The following is a 17,514-nucleotide window of genomic DNA, read 5'->3' as shown; positions in this document are numbered from 1 at the left end:
CGGTCTAGGCGCTGGCCAGGCCGGGGCAGCGCCCTGCCGCCGCCGCACGCAGGCGCGCCGCAGCAGCGGCATCGCGCCGGGTGAGCGCGCGCAGGCTCTGGTCCAGCACCTTGCAATCGAACGCCGCACCTCTCGCAAGGCTCTCGGCAGCGATCGCGCTGAAGGCGGCTGGCGGCATCACCCGCGCACCGCGGCGCAGGAACAGTGCGTGCCAGCGGTCTCCGCCGGTGACGATGGCCACCAGCGTGCGCTGGCCCATGCCGTCGGTCTCGCCGAGCACTGCCGGGCCAAGCTCTTCGAGCAGCGCATCGGGGGTGCGATCCATCAGGAACAGCGCAGCATAGCGGCGCGCGGCTTCGGCCGTGTCCCCCGCCGACAGCGCGAGCCGCAGCACCGCCTCCTGCGCCATCGGCTCGCGCCAGCCGCGCTGGCCTGCGACCTGGATCGTCCGCGCGGCTTCGTCCAGTTTGCCCGCCTTGGCCTGCGCCACCGCCAGCAGCGAGAGGTTTTCCGCCGGCAGCGGGCGGCGGCGCACCAGCCGCTCGGCCTCGGCCAGCGCGGCAGCGGAATCGTCTCCGCCCGCCGCCGTCTGCGCCACGCGCACCTGCGCGTAGTTGCGCAAGGGATCGGGCACCACGGCAGCAAGGCCGGGGCGCGCGCGCGTTCCGAGATCGAACTGCAACAGCACCGTCAGCAGCGCGGTGGCGGCGAGCGCGGTGAGCCAGACGATTCGTCCGATCATGCCGGTGCCCTCCGCTCGCCTTGCGCATGGTCGATTGCGGTACGGACCAGCAGCAGCAGCGCCAGCCCCGCGAGCGCGAGGATCGTCTGGTTGCGCAGCGGATAGTCGGTGATCGATTGGGCTCATATATTCCATGATCTTGTTCATGGTCGACTTGTCGTTCATTGCGTTCACCCGGTCGGGGTTCACGCCCAAGTCCATGGTCGAGAGCACCTCAAACAGGTCCTGATCGGGCGCGCGGCCGGTGAAGGTGACGAAGTCGCCAAGGCCGCGGCTGGCGGTGAGTTGCTTCAACTCGGCCAGCGCCGGCCCGCCACCGACCAGCACAAACTGGATGTCCTCGCGGCCCATCGTGCGGACGATGTGCTCGACAGCGTCGATCAGCAGGTCGATCCCCTCCTGCTCGCCCATCACCCCGACATAGCCGACCATGTGCGCGCGGCCGTTCTTCCAGTGTTCGACCGGGGCGACGCGCTTGAGCTTGGAGAGGTCAGGGCCGGAGCGGACCACGTGGACGCGCTCGGGCTTCATCCCGCCGCGCTCGATGGCGATCTTGCGGTAGGAATGATTGGTCGCGATCGAGACATCCGCCGCCTTGAAGGTCAGCTTCTCGAACAGCACCATCAACCACCAGAAGAACCCGCGCTTGCCGAACTTGGCTTCGTAGAGCTCGGGATTGATGTCGTGATGATCGAAGATGTAGCGCACCCCGAACAGCTTGAACGGCAGCGCGACAAGGAAGATCAGGTCGGGCGGGTTGCAGCCCTGGATCACGTCGATCCGGCGCTTGCGGTGGATGCGCCATGCCAGCACCGTCTCCCAGAACAGCGCCGCGCCATATTCAGCGAGGAAGCCCACCGCGCCCTTGGCCTCCAGCGGAAGCGGATGGCGGTGGATTTCGATCCCGTCGATCACCTCGAAACGGCTCTCGTAGCCCTTGCCGGTGGGGCAGATGATCGAGACATGCGCGCCCGCCGCCTTCAGCGTGCGCGCCTCCTGCCACACCCGCCGGTCGAAGGGCAGGGGCAGGTTCTCCACCACGATCAGCACATGGCGGCCCTTGAGCGGCTCGCCCTCGATGACCGCGGGGATTCCCTCTTCAGCAGCGAGTTGCACGGGCGCGTTCATCGTCAGGCGATCGCGCTGGTGTCGACGACCTTGGCCTTGTCGACGCCGAGCGTGTCGATCAGGCGGTTGGTGGCGATGATGCGCGCATAGTCGCGGCTTTCGGCGACGACCTTAGTCACCATCAGCCCGTCGATGCGCGGCAGCACCGAATAGGCATAGCCGAGGTTCTGGCCCACCAGATTGTCGGGCGCGACCTTGGGATCGTAGATGTCGAGATCATAGCCCGCCTCGAGCAGCTTGCGCGCCATGTCCACCGCCGGGCTTTCGCGCAGATCGTCGGTCTCCAGCTTGAAGGCGAGGCCAACCAGCAGCACCTTGGCCCCCGGCTCGATTCCGGCGGTGGCGTGCAGGAACTGATGGTGCTTGTGCGCTTCGTTCGAGCGGATCAGCGAGTCCACGAGATGCGTCGCCGAGCCGGTATCGGCGGCGATATATTGCAGCGCGCGCACATCCTTGGGCAGGCACGATCCCCCGAAGGCACCGCCGGGGCGGGTGTAATAGGCGGAAAGGTTGAGCTTGGTGTCGCTCTTGAAGATCGCGTGGACTTCCTTGGCGGAAATGCCGAGGTTCTGGCACACCCGCCCGATCTCGTTGGCGAAGGCGACCTTCACCGCGTGCCAGGAATTGTCGACGAACTTGGTGATCTCCGCCTCGCGCAGGCCGACTTCGAAGACCGGCGCGTCGATCCCTTCGTTGAGCTTCGCCATGTTGGCCGAGGGCTTCCCGCCGAGCGTGCCGATGACGATCTTGGGCGGGTTGAAGAAGTCCTCGATAGCCGAGGCTTCGCGCAGGAATTCGGGGTTGTAGACCAGCTCGACCACCGTCTCTGCGGCATCGCCGAGATGGCTCTGGATGATCGGCCAGATGATGTTCTCGCAGGAACCGGGCCGCATGGTGGAGCGGTAGGCGAGGGTCAGCGGGGCCTTGCGGTCGGGCTTGATCGCGGCGGCGATTGCGCGGGTGACCTGCGCGATATAGCTCATGTTGTGCGCGCCATCGACACCGCTCGGCGTGCCGACGCAGACGATCGCGAGATCGGCATCGTCCAGCTCGTCCGTCAGCCTGGTGACCGCCTTCACCCTACCATCGGCATGGGCCGCGGCGAGCAGTTCATCGAGACCGGGTTCATAGACCGGTGCGCGGCCTTCGTTGAGGGCTGCGACCTTGGCCTCGCTGACATCGACCCCGATGATCGTGTGCCCCTGGCTGGCGATGCAGCCTGCGGCGGTGGAGCCGACGTAACCGAGTCCGAAAATGGCAACTTTCACTAGATTCCCCCAGAAGGTGCGACCCCCGGCTTGGCGGCGGGACTAGCAAGCACCTTTCGATGTTGCAATGCACAAGAGGCTACGCGCAGGGCGTTCGCCGCGCGCCCGTGTCAGCCTGCCAGACGGGCGACCTCGGCCAGCACCCGCTCGGCCCATTCGGGACGGCAGATCAGCAGGTCGGGCATGTAGGTATCGGCCTGGTTGTAGATCAGCGGGCTGCCGTCGATGCGCGAACAGTGGAGGCCGTGCGCGGCGGCGACGGCGACGGGGGCGCAGCTGTCCCATTCATACTGCCCGCCGGAATGGAGATAGATCTCTGCCTCGCCACGCACCACTGCCATGGCCTTAGCCCCGGCGCTGCCCATCGGCACGAGCTCTCCGTCCAGCGCCTGCGCGACCGCCTGCGCCTCGGCGGCAGGCCGCGTGCGGCTGACGAGGAAGCGAGGACGCTCGGCCATCGCGGGCAGGGGCCGCGGCTGGTCGGAGCGCAGGACGATGCCGCCGTCGAGCCCCGGCAGCGCGACCGCACCCACCTGCGCGATCCCGTCCACCGCGAGCGCCACATGCACCGCCCAATCGGCACGCGCCTCGCCATATTCGCGGGTGCCGTCGACCGGATCGACGATCCACACGCGGCGTTGCGCGCAGCGCCGCGTGTCGTCCTTTTCCTCCTCCGACAGCAGTCCGTCGTCGGGGCGCGCATGGCGGATTGCGTGGCACAGGAATTCGTTTGCGGTCGCGTCGCCCGCCTTGCCGAGCGCCTTGCCGGTGAACACCCCGCTGGCACGCACATCGACGAGCAGGCGTCCCGCCGTTTCGGCCAAGTGCGCAGCCAGCTCGGCGTCGCTCATCGCTGCAACACTCATTTGAGCGGCAGGATCTGCTGGATGATGTAGCGCGCGGCTTCCTCGGGAGTCATGTCCACGGTGTTGACGCGGATCTCCGGGTTCTCGGGCGCTTCATAGGGGCTGTCGATCCCGGTGAAGTTCTTGAGCTGACCGGAACGCGCCTTCTTGTAGAGGCCCTTCACATCACGCCCCTCGGCAACTTCCAGCGGCGTGTCGACGAAAATCTCGATGAACTCGCCGTCGGGCAGCATATCGCGGACCATCTGTCGCTCCGCCCGGAAGGGCGAAATGAAGGCGGTGAGCACGATCAGGCCCGCATCCGCCATCAGCTTGGCGATTTCGCCCACGCGGCGGATGTTCTCGATGCGGTCGGCTTCGGTAAAGCCGAGATCGCGGTTGAGCCCGTGCCGCACGTTGTCGCCATCGAGCAGGAAGGTGTGGCGGTTCATCAGGAACAGCTGCTTTTCGACCTCGTTGGCGATGGTCGACTTGCCGCTGCCGGAAAGGCCGGTGAACCACAGCACGCGCGGCGTCTGGTTCTTCATCCCGGCATGATCGTCACGGGTGATCGCGGTTGGCTGCCAGTGGACATTGTCCGCGCGGCGCAGACTGAATTCGATCATTCCCGCCGCGACCGTGGCGTTGGTGAACTTGTCGATCAGGATGAACCCGCCCAGCTGGCGATTGGCGGTATAGGGCTCGAAGGCGATCGGGCGGTCGGTGGCGAATTCGGCGACCCCGATGCCGTTCAGGCCCAGCGTCTTGGCCGCGAGATGTTCGAGGCTGTTGACGTCGATTTCGTATTCGGGTGGCTGGATCGTGGCGGTGACCATCTGCGTGCCGAGCTTGAGCCAGTAGCCCCGGCCCGGCTTCAGCGCTTCCTCGTCCATCCACACCAGCGTGGCGCGGAACTGGTCGGAGGCCTGCGGCGGATCGCCCGCGGCGGCGATCAGATCACCGCGCGAGCAATCGACTTCGTCGGCCAGCGTGAGCGTGACCGACTGGCCCGCGACCGCCTCGTCGAGGTCGCCGTCGAACGTGGTGATGGTCTTGACCGTGCTTGTCTTGCCCGAGGGCACGATCCGCACCGCATCCCCCGGTCGGATCGTGCCGCTGGCGATCTGTCCGGCAAAGCCGCGGAAGTCGAGGTTGGGGCGGTTGACCCACTGCACCGGCATCCGGAACGGTGCGGCCTGCGCAGCGGTGGCGTCGACTTCAACGCTCTCGAGGTGCTCGATCAGCGATCGCCCGCCATACCAGGGCGTGTTCGCCGAGGGCGCCGTCGTGATGTTGTCGCCCTTGAACCCGGAGATCGGGATCGCGGTGAAATCCTCGATGCCGATGCTCTTGGCGAACGTCCGGTAATCGGCAACGATATGCTCGAAGGTCGACTGGTCGTAGCCGACGAGATCCATCTTGTTCACCGCCAGCACCACATGGCGGATGCCGAGCAGGTGGACGAGATAGGAATGCCGCCGGGTCTGCTGGAGCACGCCCTTCCGCGCATCGATCAGGATCACGGCAAGGTCGGCGGTCGAGGCGCCGGTCACCATGTTGCGGGTATATTGCTCGTGCCCCGGCGTGTCGGCGACGATGAACTTGCGTTTTTCGGTGGTGAAGAAGCGGTAGGCGACGTCGATCGTGATGCCCTGCTCGCGTTCGGCGGCGAGGCCATCGACCAGCAACGCGAAGTCGATCTCCTCGCCCTGCGTGCCGTGGCGCTTGCTGTCGCTTTCCAGCGCGGCGAGCTGATCTTCGAAGATCATCTTGGAATCGTACAGCAGCCGCCCGATCAGGGTCGACTTGCCGTCATCCACACTGCCGCAGGTGATGAAGCGCAAGAGGCTCTTGTGCTGGTGCTGATCGAGATAGGCGTCGATATCCTCGGCGATGAGGCTGTCGGTCTGGAAGGAGGAGTGATCGTTCATCTTGCCTCGTCATCCCGGCGAAGGCCGGGACCCATGTAATGTTTCGCTTCTGGCACTCGGCCCCGGGTCAAGCCCGGGGTTGACGCTTCGGAACGCTTCGCATTCCGTGGCGCGTCAAAAGTACCCCTCCTGCTTCTTGTCTTCCATGCTCGCCGATTGCCCCTTGTCGATCGCGCGGCCCTGCCGTTCCGATCCGGTGGCGAGCAGCATTTCCTGGATGATGTGGTTCATCTCGGTCGCGTCGCTCTCGGTCGCGCCGGTGAGCGGGTAGCAGCCCAGCGTGCGGAAACGGACGGAGCGGGTGACGGGCTCTTCGCCCTCTTCCAGCCGGAAGCGCTCGTCGTCCACCACCAGGATCATCCCGTCGCGCTCCACCGTCGGGCGCGGCTTGCTGAAATAGAGCGGCACGATGTCGATGTTTTCGAGCGCGATGTATTGCCAGATATCGAGCTCGGTCCAGTTCGAGATCGGGAAGACGCGGATGCTCTCGCCCTTGGCCTTCTTGGCGTTGTAGAGGTTCCACAGCTCGGGGCGCTGGTTCTTCGGGTCCCAGCGGTGTGCGGCGTTGCGGAAGGAGAAGATGCGCTCCTTGGCGCGGGCCTTTTCCTCGTCGCGGCGCCCGCCGCCGAAGGCCGCGTCGAAGCCGTGGGCGGTCAGCGCGCGCTTGAGCGGATCGGTCAGCTGCGCCTGGGAATAGAGCGCGCTGCCGGTATCGAAGGGGTTGATGCCCTGCGCCTCGGCATCCTCGTTCTGGGCGATGATCAGCTTCAGCCCGTATTCGCGCACCGTGCGGTCGCGGTGGGCAAGCAGATCGCCAAAGTCCCATCCGCTCGCCACGTGCAGCATCGGGAAGGGCGGCGGCGCGGGGTAGAAGGCTTTGCGTGCCAGATGCAGCATCACCGAGCTGTCCTTGCCCACCGAGTAGAGCATCACCGGATTCTCGGCCTCGGCGACGACTTCGCGGAAAATGTGAATGCTCTCGGCTTCGAGCCGCTCAAGGTGGGTAAGACTACGCATGGCGGCGGTTGCTACACGCTGCATTGCACAAAACAAGCAAATTTGGCTTTGCGCAAGGATGGCGCGGCTTGGGTCTGCGCTAGCGATGTCGAGACTTGCTCTCGCGCCCCTGCCACGTCAGAGACTTGCGCCAAAGGGAGAGACATATGAGCCAATCGAGCGGCCCGCTGGCAGGGCTTCGGGTGCTGGAATTTGCCGGGATCGGGCCGGGGCCGCACGTCGCGATGCTACTCGCCGATCTGGGCGCTGAGGTGGTGCGGATCGACCGGCCGGGCGGCGCGGTGAGCAATCCGGTGGTGGAACGCGCCCGGCACCGGCTGGCGCTCGACCTGAAAAGCGAGGCGGGCCGCGCGCAGGTGCTCGCCGCCGCTGCCCATGCCGACGTGCTGATCGAAGGCTTCCGCCCCGGCGTGATGGAGCGGCTGGGGCTGGGGCCTGAGGTGCTGCTCGAAGCCAATCCGCGGCTTGTCTATGCCCGGATGACCGGCTGGGGGCAGGAAGGCCCGCTCGCGCAGGCGGCGGGGCACGACATCAACTATATCGCCATCACCGGCGCGCTATCAGCCGTGGGCAAGGCGGGCGAGCCTGCCACCCCGCCGCAGAACCTCGTCGGCGATTTCGGCGGCGGGTCGATGTATTGCGCTTTCGGGATCATGTCAGCGCTGTATGAACGCGAGCGTTCGGGCAAGGGGCAGGTGGTCGATGCCGCGATCGTCGACGGGGCGACGAGCCTGATGAGCTTCTTCTTCGGCGTGCGCCACGTGCCGCATCTGTCCACCGAGCGCGGCAAGGGCATGCTCGGCGGTGCGGCGCATTTCTATCGGTGTTTCAAATGCGCCGACGGCAAGGAAATCTCGCTGGGGTCGATCGAGCCGCAATTCTATGCCGAGCTGCTGGCCCGCACCGGCGCTCCGGAGGAATTGGCGCAGGGCCAGATGAACCCGGCCAACTGGGACGATTACGCCGAAAAGCTCGCCGCGCTGTTCCTCACCAGGACGCAGGCCGAGTGGTGCGCGTTGCTCGAAGGCTCGGACGCCTGCTTCGCGCCCGTGCTCGGGATCGAGGAAGCGCGCGAGCATCCGCACATGAAGGCGAGGCAGGCCTATGTGGAGCATGACGGGATGTGGCACACCGCTCCCGCGCCGCGCTTCAGCCGCACGCCGGGCAGCGTCAGGTCGAGTGCGGATGACGGCGCGGATGTTGTCGCGCGCTGGGCGGAGGCAGGCTGATGGCGGGCAAGTACTTCGACGAATGGCAGGTCGGCGAGCGTATCGAACATCCGATCCGCCGCACCGTGACCGAGACCGACAACCTGCTGTTCTCCACGATGACCCACAATCCGCAGCCGCTGCATCTCGATGTCGAGGCGGCCAAGGCGAGCGGGTTCGGGCAGATTCTGGTGAACTCCACCTTCACCTTCAGCCTGCTGGTCGGGCTGTCGGTGGGCGAGACGACGCTGGGCACGCTGGTCGCCAATTTGGGCTTCGACAGGGTGGTGACCCCCAAGCCGGTGTTCATCGGCGACACGCTGCGCGCCTATTCCGAGGTCAAGGAACTGCGGGAAAGCAAGTCGCGCCCCGATGCCGGGATCGTCACCTTCACCCACGAGATGTGGAACCAGCGCGACGAGGTGGTGTGCCGCTGCGAGCGCACCGCACTGCTGCAACGCAAGGGCTGAACAATTCGCCGCCACAGCGCTTATCCACGGCAGGAGGCGCGCATGGCGGACAGCGAAAATGCAAGCAGCATCGGCGAGGTCGTCGACGGGATCGAGGACGTCGCGCAGCGCGAGGATAAGGTCTCGATCGCCGATCTGCTGGACGAATTCGGCGATCGTTCCTTTGCCCCGCTGATGCTGATCCTCGCGCTGATCGGCGTGACGCCGGTCGGCGGGATACCGACGGTGCCGACGATCATCGGCCTGTGCATCGCGGTGATCGCATTGCAGATGGCCTTTGGGCGCGAACACCTGTGGCTGCCCGGCTTCGTCACCCGGCGCGGCGTCGCTTCGGACAAGCTGACCAAGGCCAGCGACAAGCTCGACCGGATTGCCGGGGTGCTCGACAAGATTGCCAAGGGGCGGCTTGAGGCACTCGCCAGCGGCCCCGCCCGCCGTGTGGTGGCGGGGCTGATCGCGGCGCTGTGCTGCGCGCTGCCGGTGCTCGAGCTGGTGCCCTTCGCCGCCGCTGCGCCATTTCTGGCGATTGCGATCCTCAGCCTCGCGATGATGGTGCGCGACGGGCTGGTGATGCTGATCGGCGGCGCCGTGGCGATCGGCGCTCTGGCTTACGGGGTGTACTGGTTCTCGGCCTGACCGGGAGCCGGATCGCCGCCCAGCGCCTGCCACAGCACCACCCGTGCGCGCGCCGCGCGACCCAGTGCCGCCGCCGCGTTCTCGCCGCTCGAATCCGCAGCGCGGCGCGCTTCGAGCACTTCGAGGAAACTCGCGAGCCCGGCGCGGTAGCGGGTTTCGGCGATCGTTGCCGCGCGGTTGAGCTGATCGCGCTGCGCGAGGGCCAGCTGCGCCTCGGCATCGGCGGCGGTGACGATGGCATAGGCGGTCTCGGCATCGCCCAGCGCCTGATAGACCGCGCCGCGATAGGCGGCAAAGGCGGCGCGCTTGTCGGCGGCGGCTGCGTCGATCCCGGCGCCCACGCGTCCGAAATCGAGCAGCGGCCCGGCAATCCCGGCGGTCAGCGTGCCGACGATGGAATCGTTGAAGAAGTCCTCGGGATCGAAGGCGAGCAGCCCGATCACGCCCGAGAGCGTGATGCGCGGGAAGCGTGCGCGGGCGGCGGCGGCCAGATCGGCGTCGCTCGCGGCGAGATTGGCGGCGGCGGCGGCCACATCCGGGCGGTTGGCGAGCAATTCCGAGGGGAGCGTGGCGGGCGCAGCCGCAGGGGCCAAAGTCGCCGCCGGTTGCTCGAGCGCAGCTCTGACGCTGGCGGCGTCCTGTCCGGTCAGCGTCACCAGCCGCCCGACCAGCCGCGCGCGCTCGCTTTCCAGCGCCGCAAGCCGCGTGGCCGATCCGCTGGCGGTCGCTTCGGCGCGCACGCGGTCGAAGCCGGGTGCGATGCCGGCATCCTCGCGCGACTTGGCGAGACCTGCGAGCGCCTGCGCAGCCTCGGCATCGGAGGCGATCGCCGCCCCGCGCGCTTCGATCACGCGCCAGTCGATCACGCTTGCGGCGATCTCGGCGAGCAGCGCCAGCCGCACGCCCTGCGCCTGCGCCGAGGCTGCGTCGATCCGCGCGAGCGCGGCGCGTTCCTCGGCCCTGAGCCGACCGAAGATGTCGGGATCCCAGCTTGCGGTTATGTTCGCGCCATAGGAGGTCTGTTCGCGCGGGATGAAGCCTTGCTGGCCCGCCGTCCCGAACTGCGCCGGATTGATGCGGTTGCGGGTGACGCTGGCATCGGCCCCGATATTGGGCATCCGCTCCGCCCCTGCCCGGCGCGCTCCGGCGCGGGCAGCGTCGATCCGCGCGGCGGCTTCGGCCAGGCTCGGCGCGTCGGCGAGCGCCGCAGCGGAGAGCGTGCGCCAAGCCGGATCGTCGTTCGGCAGCAGCGCGGCGAGCGCGGCGCCGGTATCGGCTTCCGGCGCGTAGAAGAAGGCGCGCGGCAGCTCCGGGGTCGGCGTGGCGATCTCCGGCGCGGGTTGAAACGCGCAGGCGGCCAGCAGGAAGGGCAGGCCCGAAGCGGCGAGAAGGCGGGGCGCGCGGCGCATGGCCTTACTGCTCCCCCTTCGCAGCCGCCGCCTTGGCTGGGATAAAGGCATCGATCTGCTGGCCGACGCGGAAGGCGTCCGAGGGCGGCAGCGCATAGATCAGCTGCAGCACGCGCACATCGACCCGCTCGGCGGCGGAATTGGTGAGCGAGCGCTTGGGCACCACCTGCGGTTCGGCGCGGACGAAGGTCGCCTCGACATGTAGTTCGGCGGCCCCGCGCGGGGAGACCACCGCAGGCTGGCCCAGCGCCACGCGCGCGACCTCGTTCTCGTCGATGTCGACACGTACGTGCAGCGGGTTGGTCTGGCCCATCTGGATAAAGGGCTGGCTGTTGCCGCCCCCTTGTGTGGCGACGAATTCGCCGGGGCGGATGTTGACCGCGAGAATCTCGCCCGCGATCGGGGCGCGGATCACCAGACGATCGATCTCGGTGCGCGCGGCGGCGGCGGCGGATTGCGCGGCGGCAAGGCGCGCGCGGGCGCTGCCGAGACGGCTGGTGGCGGCGGCTTCCTCGCCCTCGGCGCGGATCACCTCCGCGCGGCTGACCGCCGCCGGATCGTCGAGCCCGCGATAGAGCGCGAGCTGCTGGCGCGCGGTTTTCTGTGCGGTGCCGGCTTCGGCGATGGCGGCCCGCGCTTCGCCAATCGCGGCGTTGGCTTGCGCGAGGCTCGCCTGCGCGGCGCGGGCATCGACGGTGAACAGGACCTGCCCCTTTTCCACTCGGTCGCCGGGGCGCACGCGGACATCGGTGACGAGGCCCGACAGCGCCGAGCCGATATCGATGATCTCGCTCGCCGGCTCGACGATTCCGGCACCGGCCACGCGCGGCTCGTTCGCGAGCTTGCCGACCGCCTTGGGAGGCTGCTCGGCAGGCTGCGCGGTCGAGCGGTCGGGCAGGCCGGCAAGGATCAGCCACACGCCGACGGCAAGGCCGATCAATGCTAGCGCAGGGAGAATCTGGCGGGCGAAGCTTAGATTGCGGGGCATGGCGTCCTCGGGTGAAGCGGGAGGAGGGAGAGGTCAGTGGTCATCGGGCATCTCGGTGCCGTCATGGGTGATGCGCCCGTCCTCGAGCACGATGATGCGGTCGGCGAGATCGAAGATGCGGTTGTCGTGGGTGACGATGATGCAGGCCCGGTCGGGCGCGACCGCGACTTCGCGCAGCAGGTCCATCACCCGGCGCCCCGAGGAGGCATCGAGCGCGGCGGTCGGCTCGTCGCACACCACCAGCCGCGGCTCGTGCACCAGCGCGCGGGCGATGGCGACGCGCTGCTGTTGTCCGCCCGAAAGCTGGCGCGGCAGCTTGTCGGCTTGGTTGCCGATATTGAGCTTGTCGAGCAGCACCTTGGCCTTTTCGCGCGCTTCCTCCCGCGGCATCCCCTGCGCGATCAGCGGCACGGCGGCGTTGCTGGCGACGTCGATCGAGGGGATCAGGTTATACTGCTGGAAGATGAAGCCGATGTTGTTGAGACGAAACTTGACCAGCTCGGTATCCGACAGCTTGTAGATGTCGGTGCCGAAGACGCGCACCTCGCCCTCGGTCGGCCACAGGATGCCGCACATGATCGAGATCAGCGTCGTCTTGCCCGATCCGCTTTCGCCCACGACGTAGGTTAGCTCGCCCGGGCGAATGTCGGTATTGATCCCGTGGAGCACGCGAATGGTGCTTTGCCCGGCCTCGAAATCGCGGGTGATGCCGCGCGCGCAGATCGCCGCTTCGGGGGCGCAGCCGCCGATGGTGGTGGTGTCCATGATCGCCTCCTCGCTCACCTGAACACCGAGGCCGGTTCGGTCTTGAGCACCGATCGGATCGCTATGAAGCCGGTGATGGCAAGGATCACCACCACCGCCACGAGGCTGATCAGCGGGATCTGCCAGGGGATGTAGAAGCCTTTGAAGAAGGGATTGCCGCTGAAGCCCTTGATGAAGGCGACCGTGCCGATCACGCCGAGCGCATAGCCGATCATGCCGACAAGGCCCGCCTGCGCGGCGACCATCTGCACGATCTTGGCGTTGGTCACGCCGATCGCCTTCAGCGCGCCGAATTGCTTGATGTTGTCGCGCAGGAAGAGGCTGAAAGTCAGCCCGACGATCGCGATGCCCACCACGAAGCCGAGAAATACGGTGATCCCGAAATTGGTCGGGATGCCGGTGTTCTCGATGATGAAATCGACCCCGGCCTGTGAAAATTCGGTGCGCGTCTCGGCCTTGAGCCCGGTCTCCGCCTCGATCCGCGCGGCGACTGCCTCCGGAGTTTCACCCTCGCGCACGCCGACCAGCACGAAAGACAGGCGGTTGCGGGTGCCGGGGACGAAGTTGAGCGCGTTGGAATAGCGGGTGTAGAGTACCACGGTGCTGGTAAAGCTCGGGATCGCATCGGAGATGCCGCGGATCACCGCGCGCTGATCGTTGAGTTCGAGCCTTTCGCCGATCGGGCTGGCGCCGTTCGAGAACAGCCGCGTCACCCCGACATCGTCGATCACCACGCTGTCGGGGGCGAAGAGCACCGACTTGTTGCCCTCGGCCATGCGTTCGGGCAGGCCGATGAGGGTCGCATCGTCGACCCCGATCACCGCGACACCTTCGAGATCGCCGTCCTTAGTGCGCACATTGGCCTGCGCGCGCAGATGCGGCACCGCCCATTCCACGCCGGGCACCGACCGCACCCGGTCGAGCGCCGTGCCGGGCATGGCGTAGCTGACATCGGTGGTGCGGCTGACCGGGTCCATCACCCACACTTCGGCCTCGGGCGCGTTGTAGACCCCGCTGGCCCCGCGTTCGACCAGATTGACGAAGATCGTCATCTGCTGCGTGATGAGCAGGGTGGAAAAGCCGATGCCGAACAACAGCCCATAGAACTTCTGGGCGTCTCCGGTGAGCATCCTGATGGCAATCCACAGCACGGGCGGGGAACCTCTGGGACAGGGGAGGGTTGCAATTCTGGGTGTGACGGCCCAATATTGAACGGCATCGTTTAATTGAACGGAGCCGTTCAGGTTGTCAATCGACAAAATTTCAGTTGCGAAGAAAAATGTAAAGCCGGGGCGAGCCGGGCGTCCGCTCGATGCGGGCAAGCGCGCGTCGATCCTTGAAACGGCGGCCCGGCACTTCTTCCAGCATGGCTACGCCGCCACCGCGATCGAGCAGGTCGCTGGTGATGCGGGGGTTTCCAAGGTCACGATCTACAACCAGTTCGGCGACAAGCGCGCGCTGTTCGCCGCAGCGGTCGAGTGCGAATGCGAGAAGATGCGCGGGCATTTCTCGCTCGAAACCATGCCGGCCGGCACGATCCGCGAACGCCTGACCGCTATCGGTCAGGCGATGCACGGCTTTCTGTTCCGGCCCGAGATGATCCAGTTCGAACGCCGCATCGCCGCCGAGACCGAGCATGACCCGGCGATCGGCGTGGCTTTCCTCGAAGCCGGCCCGTGGCGGATGAAGCAGGGCTTCGCCGCATGGCTGGCCCGCGCTGCCGCCGCAGGCGAGCTCGCTATCGAAGACCCGCTGCTGGCAGCCGAACAATTCGTGTCGCTGTGCAAGGGAATGGGCGATCTGGAGCGCCGTTTCGGCGCCGATGTGAGCCCGCTGGAGCGCGACCGGCGCATTCGCGGCGCGGTGGAGGTGTTCCTTGCCGCCTATGCCGCCCCTGCCGATCGATAATTCGCATCACGCTGTTCGAAAATTAGCATCGCGGCCCGAGGGGCGCATTATCTTGCCATTCAGCCGCGGCGTCCTACATTGCCGGTGACGAAAGGATTCCCTGCCGATGAGCCAGCCAAACGATCCCCAGCCGCAAGGCGAAGGCCCCAACCCTTGGGTCAAGCAGCTGATGATCTGGGGCGGGATCTTCCTCGCCCTGCTGCTGGTGGTGACCATGTTCAGCAACGCCGGCCAGTCGGCGGGCACGGCGATCCGCTATTCCGATTTCCGTGCCGCGGTTGCCGAAGGCGAAGTGCAGGACGTGCAGATGGGCGATGATCTCATCACCGGCACGCTCAAGAACGGCGAGGCCTTCAGCACCGTCCCCGTCCCCAACGATGTCGAAATCACCAAGCTGATGGAAGACAACGGCGTGCGCTTCACCGGCAAGCAGCGCGAGGGGCAGAACGTGCTGCTGTTCATCCTGCTCAATTCGCTGCCCTTCATCCTGATCCTCGGGATCGCCTTCTTCGCGCTGCGTCAGGTGCAGAAGGGCGGCGGCGGCGGCGCGATGGGCTTCGGCAAGTCCAAGGCCAAGATGCTCACCGAAAAGTCGGGCCGCGTGACCTTTGACGATGTCGCCGGCATCGACGAGGCGCGCGAGGAATTGCAGGAAATCGTCGAATTCCTGCGCGATCCGCAGCGCTTCTCCAAGCTTGGCGGCCAGATCCCCAAGGGCGCGCTGCTGGTCGGCTCGCCCGGCACCGGCAAGACGCTGCTCGCCCGCGCCATCGCGGGTGAGGCGGGCGTGCCGTTCTTCACCATTTCGGGCTCGGACTTCGTCGAAATGTTCGTCGGCGTCGGCGCCAGCCGTGTGCGCGACATGTTCGAACAGGCCAAGAAGAACGCGCCCTGCATCGTCTTCATCGACGAAATCGACGCGGTCGGCCGTTCGCGCGGTCATGGCCTCGGCAATTCCAACGACGAGCGCGAGCAGACCCTCAACCAGCTGCTGGTGGAGATGGATGGTTTCGAAGCCAACGAAGGTATCATCATCATCGCCGCCACCAACCGCCCCGACGTTCTCGATCCGGCGCTGCTGCGTCCGGGCCGTTTCGACCGTCAGGTGGTGGTGCCGGTGCCCGATATCGACGGGCGCGAGAAGATCCTTGCCGTTCACATGAAGAAGGTGCCGCTGGCCCCCGACGTGAACCCGCGCGTGATTGCGCGTGGCACGCCGGGCTTCTCGGGCGCTGATCTGGCGAACCTCGTCAACGAAGCCGCGCTGCTCGCCGCGCGCCGCAACAAGCGGTTGGTGGCGATGCAGGAGTTCGAGGACGCCAAGGACAAGGTCATGATGGGCGCGGAACGCCGCTCGATGGTGATGACCGACGACGAGAAGAAGATGACCGCCTATCACGAGGCCGGCCACGCGATCGTCTCGGTCCACGAGGCGGCGTCCGATCCGATCCACAAGGCCACGATCATCCCGCGCGGCCGTGCGCTGGGTATGGTGATGCGTCTGCCGGAGCGTGACAGCTACTCCTACCACCGCGACAAGATGCATGCGAACCTCTCGGTCGCGATGGGCGGGCGCGTGGCGGAAGAGATCATCTTCGGGCACGACAAGGTCAGCTCGGGCGCCTCGTCCGACATCCAGTACGCGACCAATCTGGCGCGCAACATGGTGACCCAGTGGGGCATGTCCGACAAGCTCGGCCCGCTCCAGTACGAGGAACAGTCCGATGGCTATCTCGGCATGGGTCAGGCGCAGCGCACCTTCCGCTCGGGCAAGACCAACGAGCTGATCGATACCGAGATCAAGGGTCTGGTCGAAGGCGCGCACAGCCGCGCCACCGACATCCTCAAGACCAACGAGGATCAGCTTCACCTGCTGGCCCAGGCGCTGCTCGAATACGAAACGCTGACGGGCGAGGAGATCAAGACGCTGCTCGAAAACGGCAGAATCGACCGTCCCGATGCGCCCCGCGGGCCCACGCTGGTCGCGCCGCCGCGCGGCTCGGCGATCCCCAAGGCGGGCAAGCGCTTCGGCAAGGGTGACGAGGCGCCGCAGGGGGCCTGAACCCGCACGATAACCGTTAGGAGAGGGCGACGGGAGCAATTCCGTCGCCCTTTTTCGTGGTGCGCCTGCCCTTAGAAAGCGCCCAGTGCGCCAACGATCAGCAGGAACAGCGTCAGCACGATGTGGATCGAGAACAGCAGCAGCACGCTCAACCGCCAGAGCGCGGAGAGCCGGCTGAGGCTGTAGGCCCCGCGCAGCTGCTTGTAGAGATGCAGCGGCACGCTCACGAAAAACAGCAGCGCCGCCCAGCCTGCCCCGCCCGGGATCACGCTGATGATCGACATGGCGATGAACAGCAGCGACATGAAGCTGAGCGAATAGGTGACGAACACCGCGTGATCATAGGCCTTGAACTGCCGCCGCCACGCGAACATCAGCCACACGAAGGGGATCGACAGCGGGATCAGGAGCCAGCTGAACTTGTACCCGTTCGATTGCAGCTTGTAGAGCATCAGGCTGGGGTTCTTCTTCCACTTCGCGATCAGGCCCTTGTCCAGCCAGCCGATCCCCGTGTTGACCTCGACCCCGCTGCCCGCATCCTCGAGCGTGCCCGGCGATCCCGAGAGGATCATGTTCAACCCCTTGAGCTCGTTGTCGATCTGCGCGCGGCGCGGGCTCGCCTCGGGCAGATCCACCCGCTCTTTCTCGAGCGTGATGATCTGATCGCGGATTTCATTGCGGAAGGTGCTGTTGTTGTCCGATCCGAAAACTTCGGCGGGCAGATCGGTGGGAGTGCCGATCCCGACCATCTGGAACACCGCAAACATGGCGAAGACCGTGAACAGAAACATCGCCATCGGGCTGACGAATTTGGCGCGCTCGCCCGCGATATAGCGGCGGGTCAGCTGCCCCGGCTTGAATGTCAGAAGCGGCAGCGTCTCCCACAGCTTGCCGTCGAGGTGCAGCACCCCGTGCATGATGTCATGCCCGATCGCGGCAAGGCTGCGGTGGATATGCGCGTTCTGCCCGCATTCGGGGCAGAAATGGCCGGAGTGGACGGTCTGGCAATTGGCGCAGGTGACCGGGGCGGCGGCGTGTCCGGCGCTCTCGCCCGCACCGGGTTCCACGGCACGCGACAGCAGGCCGCCTTCGATCACCGTGCCGATCCCGTCACCCAACCCGCTCATAATGCCGCCC

General features: G+C 66.6%; 15 protein-coding genes. 5 read left to right on the top strand and 10 right to left on the bottom strand.

The features are described 5' to 3' along the window. Positions 1–4: 4 nt before the first annotated feature. The 5 genes from E2E27_RS18950 to cysD form a co-directional block, all read right to left on the bottom strand. A complete protein-coding gene (locus tag E2E27_RS18950; protein WP_234036140.1) occupies positions 5–1,870 on the bottom strand; it encodes a glycosyltransferase family 4 protein in 1,866 nt (621 codons plus the stop codon). Positions 1,871–1,872: 2 nt separating this feature from the next. After that, positions 1,873–3,138 carry a nucleotide sugar dehydrogenase gene (locus E2E27_RS01460; RefSeq protein WP_141457324.1) on the bottom strand — a complete coding sequence of 422 codons (1,266 nt, stop codon included), beginning with the start codon at positions 3,136–3,138 and terminating at the stop codon, positions 1,873–1,875. Positions 3,139–3,248: 110 nt separating this feature from the next. Beyond that, on the bottom strand, positions 3,249–3,989 hold the full coding sequence (locus E2E27_RS01455; RefSeq protein WP_234036139.1) for a 3'(2'),5'-bisphosphate nucleotidase CysQ: 741 nt from the start codon (positions 3,987–3,989) through the stop codon (positions 3,249–3,251). Between the two features lie 11 nt (positions 3,990–4,000). Then, complete coding sequence (gene cysN, locus E2E27_RS01450) at positions 4,001–5,914, bottom strand: sulfate adenylyltransferase subunit CysN (protein WP_141457321.1); 1,914 nt, start codon at positions 5,912–5,914, stop codon at positions 4,001–4,003. A 114-nt stretch (positions 5,915–6,028) separates the two neighbouring features. After that, positions 6,029–6,931, bottom strand: a complete 903-nt coding sequence (gene cysD / locus E2E27_RS01445; protein ID WP_234036285.1) for a sulfate adenylyltransferase subunit CysD — start codon at positions 6,929–6,931, stop codon at positions 6,029–6,031. Positions 6,932–7,077: 146 nt separating this feature from the next. Between cysD and E2E27_RS01440 the strand changes: the two genes are divergently transcribed. Genes E2E27_RS01440 through E2E27_RS01430 form a run of 3 tightly spaced genes read left to right on the top strand, consistent with a single transcriptional unit; the run spans position 7,078 to position 9,245 of the window. Then, positions 7,078–8,160, top strand: coding sequence for a CaiB/BaiF CoA transferase family protein (locus E2E27_RS01440; RefSeq protein ID WP_141457317.1), 1,083 nt, complete (start codon positions 7,078–7,080; stop codon positions 8,158–8,160). Then, on the top strand, positions 8,160–8,609 hold the full coding sequence (locus tag E2E27_RS01435) for a MaoC family dehydratase (protein ID WP_141457315.1): 450 nt from the start codon (positions 8,160–8,162) through the stop codon (positions 8,607–8,609). The genes E2E27_RS01440 and E2E27_RS01435 overlap by 1 nt, the downstream gene beginning before the upstream one ends. 42 nt (positions 8,610–8,651) lie before the next feature. After that, positions 8,652–9,245, top strand: coding sequence for an exopolysaccharide biosynthesis protein (locus E2E27_RS01430; protein WP_141457313.1), 594 nt, complete (start codon positions 8,652–8,654; stop codon positions 9,243–9,245). Here E2E27_RS01430 and E2E27_RS01425 read toward each other — a convergent pair. Genes E2E27_RS01425 through E2E27_RS01410 form a run of 4 tightly spaced genes read right to left on the bottom strand, consistent with a single transcriptional unit; the run spans position 9,218 to position 13,558 of the window. Next, positions 9,218–10,654 carry an efflux transporter outer membrane subunit gene (locus E2E27_RS01425; protein WP_141457311.1) on the bottom strand — a complete coding sequence of 479 codons (1,437 nt, stop codon included), beginning with the start codon at positions 10,652–10,654 and terminating at the stop codon, positions 9,218–9,220. The two genes, E2E27_RS01430 and E2E27_RS01425, sit on opposite strands and share 28 nt — an antisense overlap. A 4-nt stretch (positions 10,655–10,658) precedes the next feature. Next, complete coding sequence (locus E2E27_RS01420) at positions 10,659–11,642, bottom strand: efflux RND transporter periplasmic adaptor subunit (protein ID WP_141457309.1); 984 nt, start codon at positions 11,640–11,642, stop codon at positions 10,659–10,661. Between the two features lie 33 nt (positions 11,643–11,675). Continuing rightward, entirely contained in the window at positions 11,676–12,407 is a 732-nt protein-coding gene (locus E2E27_RS01415) for an ABC transporter ATP-binding protein (protein ID WP_141457307.1), read from the bottom strand. A gap of 14 nt (positions 12,408–12,421) precedes the next feature. After that, entirely contained in the window at positions 12,422–13,558 is a 1,137-nt protein-coding gene (locus E2E27_RS01410) for an ABC transporter permease (RefSeq protein ID WP_141457305.1), read from the bottom strand. Between the two features lie 94 nt (positions 13,559–13,652). Here E2E27_RS01410 and E2E27_RS01405 point away from each other — a divergent pair, with 94 nt between their 5' ends. Together E2E27_RS01405 and ftsH are read left to right on the top strand one after the other, a co-directional pair. Next, positions 13,653–14,315, top strand: coding sequence for a TetR/AcrR family transcriptional regulator (locus tag E2E27_RS01405; protein ID WP_141457303.1), 663 nt, complete (start codon positions 13,653–13,655; stop codon positions 14,313–14,315). Positions 14,316–14,421: 106 nt separating this feature from the next. Further along, entirely contained in the window at positions 14,422–16,377 is a 1,956-nt protein-coding gene (gene ftsH / locus E2E27_RS01400) for an ATP-dependent zinc metalloprotease FtsH (RefSeq protein ID WP_141457301.1), read from the top strand. A gap of 71 nt (positions 16,378–16,448) precedes the next feature. Here the strand turns inward: ftsH and E2E27_RS01395 are convergent, their stop codons facing one another. Further along, complete coding sequence (locus tag E2E27_RS01395; protein WP_141457299.1) at positions 16,449–17,504, bottom strand: DUF3667 domain-containing protein; 1,056 nt, start codon at positions 17,502–17,504, stop codon at positions 16,449–16,451. Between the last annotated feature and the right edge of the window lie 10 nt (positions 17,505–17,514).

The organism is Porphyrobacter sp. YT40 (assembly GCF_006542605.1).
Classification (GTDB): domain Bacteria; phylum Pseudomonadota; class Alphaproteobacteria; order Sphingomonadales; family Sphingomonadaceae; genus Erythrobacter.
Note: the sequence above shows the minus strand (reverse complement) of the source record. Positions and strands in the feature narration are given on the sequence as shown.

Bases quoted from the DNA above. Each gene is read 5' to 3' on its own strand.
- E2E27_RS18950 (WP_234036140.1), bottom strand. From the start codon at position 1,870: ATGAACGCGCCCGTGCAACTCGCTGCTGAAGAGGGAATCCCCGCGGTC.
- E2E27_RS01455 (WP_234036139.1), bottom strand. From the start codon at position 3,989: ATGAGCGACGCCGAGCTGGCTGCGCACTTGGCCGAAACGGCGGGACGC.
- cysN (WP_141457321.1), bottom strand. From the start codon at position 5,914: ATGAACGATCACTCCTCCTTCCAGACCGACAGCCTCATCGCCGAGGAT.
- cysD (WP_234036285.1), bottom strand. From the start codon at position 6,931: ATGCGTAGTCTTACCCACCTTGAGCGGCTCGAAGCCGAGAGCATTCAC.
- E2E27_RS01440 (WP_141457317.1), top strand. From the start codon at position 7,078: ATGAGCCAATCGAGCGGCCCGCTGGCAGGGCTTCGGGTGCTGGAATTT.
- E2E27_RS01435 (WP_141457315.1), top strand. From the start codon at position 8,160: ATGGCGGGCAAGTACTTCGACGAATGGCAGGTCGGCGAGCGTATCGAA.
- E2E27_RS01430 (WP_141457313.1), top strand. From the start codon at position 8,652: ATGGCGGACAGCGAAAATGCAAGCAGCATCGGCGAGGTCGTCGACGGG.
- E2E27_RS01425 (WP_141457311.1), bottom strand. From the start codon at position 10,654: ATGCGCCGCGCGCCCCGCCTTCTCGCCGCTTCGGGCCTGCCCTTCCTG.
- E2E27_RS01420 (WP_141457309.1), bottom strand. From the start codon at position 11,642: ATGCCCCGCAATCTAAGCTTCGCCCGCCAGATTCTCCCTGCGCTAGCA.
- E2E27_RS01415 (WP_141457307.1), bottom strand. From the start codon at position 12,407: ATGGACACCACCACCATCGGCGGCTGCGCCCCCGAAGCGGCGATCTGC.
- ftsH (WP_141457301.1), top strand. From the start codon at position 14,422: ATGAGCCAGCCAAACGATCCCCAGCCGCAAGGCGAAGGCCCCAACCCT.
- E2E27_RS01395 (WP_141457299.1), bottom strand. From the start codon at position 17,504: ATGAGCGGGTTGGGTGACGGGATCGGCACGGTGATCGAAGGCGGCCTG.